The organism is Proteus sp. fly-1067, from assembly GCF_040139345.1.
Taxonomy (GTDB): domain Bacteria; phylum Pseudomonadota; class Gammaproteobacteria; order Enterobacterales; family Enterobacteriaceae; genus Proteus; species Proteus vulgaris_B.
Map to the genome: position 1 here is coordinate 225,195 of NZ_JBEEUL010000003.1, position 6,342 is coordinate 231,536.

The window sequence follows — 6,342 nt, forward strand, 5'->3', positions numbered from 1 at the left end:
GAAAAATAATGTCGATATTTCGCTTTACTGCACTTGCAATGACATTGGGGCTATTATCAGCCCCCTATCATGTGATTGCTGCCACCAGCAACCCTGCATTTGATCCTAATAATCTGATGCAGTCAGAAATCTATCATTTTGCGCAAAATAACCCATTAGCTGATTTTTCGTCAGATAAAAATTCAATACTTTCGCTATCAGATAAACGTAGCATTATGGGAAGCCAATCTCTTTTGTGGAAATGGAAAGGAGGCAGTAGCTTTACTTTACATAAAAAACTGATTGTACCGACAGATAAAGAAGCCTCTAAAGCTTGGGGGCGTTCATCTACGCCCGTTTTATCATTTTGGCTTTATAACGAAAAGCCGATTAATGGTTATCTTACCGTTGATCTAGGCGAAAAGCTCAATACAACCAGTGAAGCCCAAGCCGGCTTTAAAGTAAAACTTAATTTTACTGGTTGGCGAGCCGTAGGTGTTTCGCTAAATAACGATCTTGAAAATCGTGAAATGACCTTAAATGCGATGAATACCTCCTCTGATGGTACTCAAGACAGCATTGGGCGCGCTTTAGGCGCTAATGTCGACAGCATTCGCTTTAAAGCCCCCTCTAATGTGGATCAAGGTGAAATCTATATCGATCGCATTATGTTTTCTATCGATGATGCTCGCTACCAATGGTCTGATTATCAAATCAAAACTCGCTTATCAGAACCCGAAATTCAGTTTCATAACGTACAACCTCAGTTACCGGTGACACCTGAAAACTTAGCTGCAATTGATCTTATTCGCCAACGTTTGATAAATGAATTTGTTGGCGGTGAAAAAGAAACAAATCTCGCACTAGAAGAAAATATTGGTAAGTTAAAAAGTGATTTTGATGCTCTTAATATTCATGCTTTAGATAATGGCACAATACAAGGGCGACACCTGATCACAGATAAACAAACGATTATTTATCAACCAGAAAATCTCAACCCTCAAGATAAACAACTATTTCATAATTATGTTATTTTAGGTGATTACACTACATTAATGTTTAATATTAGCCGTGCTTATGTACTGGAAAAAGATCCTACACAAAAGGCTCAGCTAAAGCAGATGTACTTATTAATGACAAAGCACTTATTAGATCAAGGCTTTGTTAAAGGAAGTGCATTAGTCACAACCCATCACTGGGGATATAGTTCTCGATGGTGGTATATTTCCACATTACTCATGTCTGATGCACTAAAAGAGGCAAACTTACAAACTCAAGTTTATGATTCATTGTTGTGGTATTCACGAGAGTTTAAAAGTAGTTTTGATATGAAAGTGGGGGCAGATAGCTCTGACTTAGACTATTTCAATACCCTATCTCGTCAACACTTAGCCTTATTACTGCTAGAACCTGATGATCAAAAACGTATCAACTTAATTAATACCTTCAGCCATTACATCACTGGCGCATTAACTCAAGTACCACCGGGTGGTAAAGATGGTTTACGCCCTGACGGTACTGCGTGGCGACATGAAGGCAACTATCCGGGCTACTCTTTCCCTGCCTTTAAAAATGCCTCTCAGCTTATTTATCTACTTCGTGGAACCCCATTTTCAGTCGGTGAAAGTGGTTGGGATAACCTGAAAAAAGCGATGGTTTCAGCATGGATTTATAGTGCTCCAGAAGTCGGATTACCTCTTGCTGGAAGGCACCCATTTAATTCACCTTCGTTAAAATCAGTTGCTCAAGGTTACTACTGGCTTGCCATGTCTGCGAAACCTTCTCCAGATAAAACACTCGCATCTATTTATCTTGCAATAAGTGATAAAACACAAAACGAATCCGATGCTATTTTTGGAGAAACTATTGCACCAGCAGCTCTGCCTCAAGGTTTCTACGCCTTTAATGGTGGGGCTTTTGGTATTCATCGTTGGCAAGATAAAATGGTGACACTGAAAGCTTATAACACCAATGTTTGGTCATCTGAAATTTATAACAAAGATAACCGCTATGGTCGTTATCAAAGTCATGGTGTTGCTCAAATAGTAAGTAATGGTTCGCAACTTTTACAAGGCTATCAGCAAGAAGGTTGGGATTGGAATCGAATGCCAGGAGCGACGACGATCCATCTTCCTCTTAAAGAATTAGATAGCCCTAAACCTCATACCCTAATGCAACGTGGAGAACGAGGATTTAGTGGAACATCTGCCCTTGAAGGCAAATATGGCATGATGGCATTCGATCTTATTTATCCAGCCAATCTTGAGCGTTTTGATCCTAACTTCACTGCAAAAAAAAGTGTATTAGCCGCTGATAATCGCTTAATTTTTATTGGTAGCAATATAAATAGTAGTGATAAAAATAAAGATGTCGAAACCACCTTATTCCAACATGCCATTACTCCAACATTAAATACCCTTTGGATTAATGGACAAAAAATTGAAGCCATTCCTTACCAAACAACTCTTAAACAAGGTGATTGGTTAATTGATAGTAATGGTAATGGTTATTTAATTACTCAAGCTGAAAAAGTAAATATCAGCCGACAACACCAAACTTCGGCAGAAAATAAAAATCGCCAACCGACAGAAGGAAACTTCAGTTCAGCATGGATTGATCATAGCGTTCAACCTAAAGATTCCAGCTATGAATATATGGTCTTTTTAGATGCAACGCCTGAAAGAATGAGAGAGATAGCACAAAAATTCCGTGAAAACGATGGGTTATACCAGGTTCTTCGTAAGGATAAAGACGTTCATATTATTCTCGATAAACTCAGTAATGTAACGGGATATGCCTTTTATCAGCCTGCTTCAATTGAAGATAAATGGATAAAAAAAGTTGATAAACCTGCGATTGTGATGACTCATCGACAAAAAGACACTCTTATTGTCAGTGCCGTTACACCTGATTTAAATATGACTCGCCAAAAAGCAGCAACCCCTGTCACCATCAATGTCACGATTAATGGTAAATGGCAATCTGCTGATAAAAATAGCAAAGTTAAATATAACGTTTCAGGTGATAACACTGAACTGACTTTTACCAGCTACTTTGGTATTCCACAGGAAATCAAACTCTCACCACTCCCTTGATTTAATTAAAAGGAACGCTCTTGCGTTCCTTTTTTATTTACAGGAAATCTGATTATGTTAATAAAAAACCCTTTAGCCCACGCGGTTACATTAAGCCTCTTTTTATCACTACCGGCCCAAGCTTTACCCTCTCTGTCTCATGAAACTTTCGGAGATATTTATCTTTTTGAAAATGAACTGCCTAATACCCTTATCACTTCAAATAATAACCAATTATCGCTAAGCAAACAGCATGCTAAAGATGGCGAACAATCACTTAAATGGCAATATCAACCGCAAGCAACATTAACGCTAAACAATATTGTTAATTACCAAGATGATAAAAATACAGCAACTCCACTCACTTTTATGATGTGGATTTATAATGAAAAACCTCAATCTTCTCCATTAACGTTAGTATTTAAACAAAATAATAAAATTGCACTAAGTTTTAATGTTGAACTTAATTTTACGGGATGGCGAGGTATTGCTGTTCCTTTTCGTGATATGAAAGGTACTGCAACAGGAAAATTAGATCAATTAGTTATTACAGCACCAAATCAAGCTGGAACCCTCTTTTTTGACCAAATTATGATGAGTGTACCGTTAGACAATCGTTGGGCAGTTCCTGACTATCAAACACCTTACGTAAATAACGCAGTAAACACGATGGTTAGTAAAAACTGGAGTGCGTTATTGATGTACGATCAAATGTTGAAAGCTCATTACCCCACTTTAAACTTCGATACTGAATTTCGTGATGATCAAATAGAAATGGCTTTGATTTATCAGCGTTTTGAGCATTATCAAGGGATAAACAGTAATAAGGAAATCACCACAGATATGCTAGATGAACATTTAGCATTATGGGAAAAATTAGGATTAACGCAACATACTGATGGATCAATCACAGGAAAAGCACTTGATCATCCTAATCGGCAGAATTTTATGAAAGCCGAAGGGATATTTAGTGAGGAGACTAAAAAAGCATTACTTGATACCAATATGCTAAGAGATGTCGGTAAAACGCTTCTTCAAACTGCTATTTATTTGCGTAGTAATTCATTATCAGCAACTGATAGGCAAAAATTAGAAGATCGTTATTTATTAGGCACTCGTTACGTTCTTGAACAAGGTTTTACACGTGGTAGCGGTTATCAAATTATTACTCATGTTGGTTATCAAACCAGAGAGCTTTTTGACGCATGGTTTATTGGACGTCATATTCTCGCAAAAAATAACCTTCTAGCTCCTACTCAACAGGCCATGATGTGGTATAGCGCTACAGGACGAATTTTCGAAAAAGACAATGAAATCGTTGATGCAAATGTCGATATTCTCAACACTCAATTACAATGGATGATAAAAAGTTTATTGATGCTACCTGATTATCAGCAACGTCAACAAGCCTTAGCACAACTGCAAAATTGGTTAAGTAAAACAATACTAAGCTCAAAAGGTGTTGCTGGCGGTTTCAAACCTGATGGTTCTATTTTTCATCATTCACAACATTATCCTGCTTATGCAAAAGACGCATTTGGTGGTTTAGCACCCAGTGTGTATGCATTAAGTGGTTCACCTTTTCGCTTAACTACTTCAGCACATGAGCGTTTAAAAGATGTTTTGTTAAAAATGCGTATCTACACCAAAGAGACACAAATCCCTGTAGTAATAAGTGGCCGTCACCCAACTGGGTTGCATAAAATAGGTATCGCTCCATTTAAATGGATGGCATTAGCAGGAGCCCCAGATGGCAAACAAAAGTTAGATACCACATTATCCGCTGCTTATGCAAAATTAGACAACAAAACGCATTTTGAAGGTATTAAAGCTGAAAATGAACCGGTTGGCGCATGGGCAATGAATTATGCATCAATGGTAATACAACGAAGGGCATCGGCTCAATCACCACAACAAAGCTGGCTTGCCATAGCGCGCGGTTTTAGCCGTTATCTTGTTGGTAATGAAAGTTATGAAAATAACAACCGTTATGGTCGTTATTTACAATATGGACAATTAGAAATTATTCCGGCTGATTTAACTCAATCAGGATTTAGCCATGCTGGATGGGATTGGAATAGATATCCAGGTACAACAACTATTCACCTTCCCTATAACGAACTTGAAGCAAAACTTAGTCAATTACCTGCTGCAGGTATTGAAGAAATGTTGCTTTCAACAGAAAGCTATTCTGGTGCAAATACACTTAATAACAATAGTATGTTTGCCATGAAATTACATGGTCACAGTAAATATCAACAACAAAGCTTAAGAGCTAATAAATCCTATTTTTTATTTGATAATAGAGTTATTGCTTTAGGTTCCGGTATTGAAAATGATGATAAACAACATAGGACAGAAACAACACTCTTTCAATTTGCTGTTCCTAAATTAAAATCAGTGATAATTAATGGCAAAGAGGTTAATCAATTAGGTACTCAATTAACTTTAAATAATGCAGATACTTTAATTGATCCTGCTGGAAATTTATATAAGCTCACAAAAGGACAAACTGTAAAATTTAGTTATCAAAAACAACATTCGCTTGATGATAGAAATTCAAAACCAACAGAACAATTATTTGCAACGGCAGTTATCTCTCATGGTAACGCACCTAAGAATAAAAACTATGAGTATGCGATAGCAATTGAATCACAAGATAATAAAGCACCTGAATACATTGTATTACAACATAATAATCAATTACATGCGGTAAAAGATAAAATCACCCAAGAAGAAGGATATGCTTTTTTTGAAGCAACACAATTAAAATCACCTCAAGCAATATTATTATCGAGTGACTCTCCTGTTATGGTCATGACTAAAGCTCAAAAACAAAAATTAACATTAAGTATTGTTAATCCTGATTTAAATTTATATCAAGGCATTGAAACTGACCAAATTGATAATAATGGAAATCAAATCGAAATCAGCGTTTATTCTCGTCAATGGCTAACAGCTGACTCTAAACCAATAAGCAGCACAGTTACTGTAAAAGGAGTATGGAAATTAGTAACACCACAGTCTGGTGTTATTATTAAACATCAAAATAATAATACGCTGATTACTACGACAACAATACAGGCAACACCTATTGTTATTAATTTAGTTAAATAAATATTTTAACATTTAAATTACCCACTTCGGAAAAACACCTAAAGAGGTAATTCATCACCTAACTAGTCATTTATTTTAAATAACAGAAATAAATTAAATAATTCATTATTGATAATAAATGTGTTGTCTCTAATAAATATTTTGTTATTCTCTGCGCGGGTGCTTGGATCAA

General features: G+C 36.4%; 2 protein-coding genes. Both read left to right on the forward strand.

The annotated features are described in order from the left end of the window. The first annotated feature begins 8 nt into the window (after positions 1-8). Positions 9-3,074 carry a chondroitinase family polysaccharide lyase gene (locus ABN217_RS07225; RefSeq protein ID WP_349459256.1) on the forward strand — a complete coding sequence of 1,022 codons (3,066 nt, stop codon included), beginning with the start codon at positions 9-11 and terminating at the stop codon, positions 3,072-3,074. Between the two features lie 54 nt (positions 3,075-3,128). Continuing rightward, a complete protein-coding gene (locus ABN217_RS07230; RefSeq protein WP_197268937.1) occupies positions 3,129-6,170 on the forward strand; it encodes a chondroitinase family polysaccharide lyase in 3,042 nt (1,013 codons plus the stop codon). Positions 6,171-6,342 lie beyond the last annotated feature (172 nt).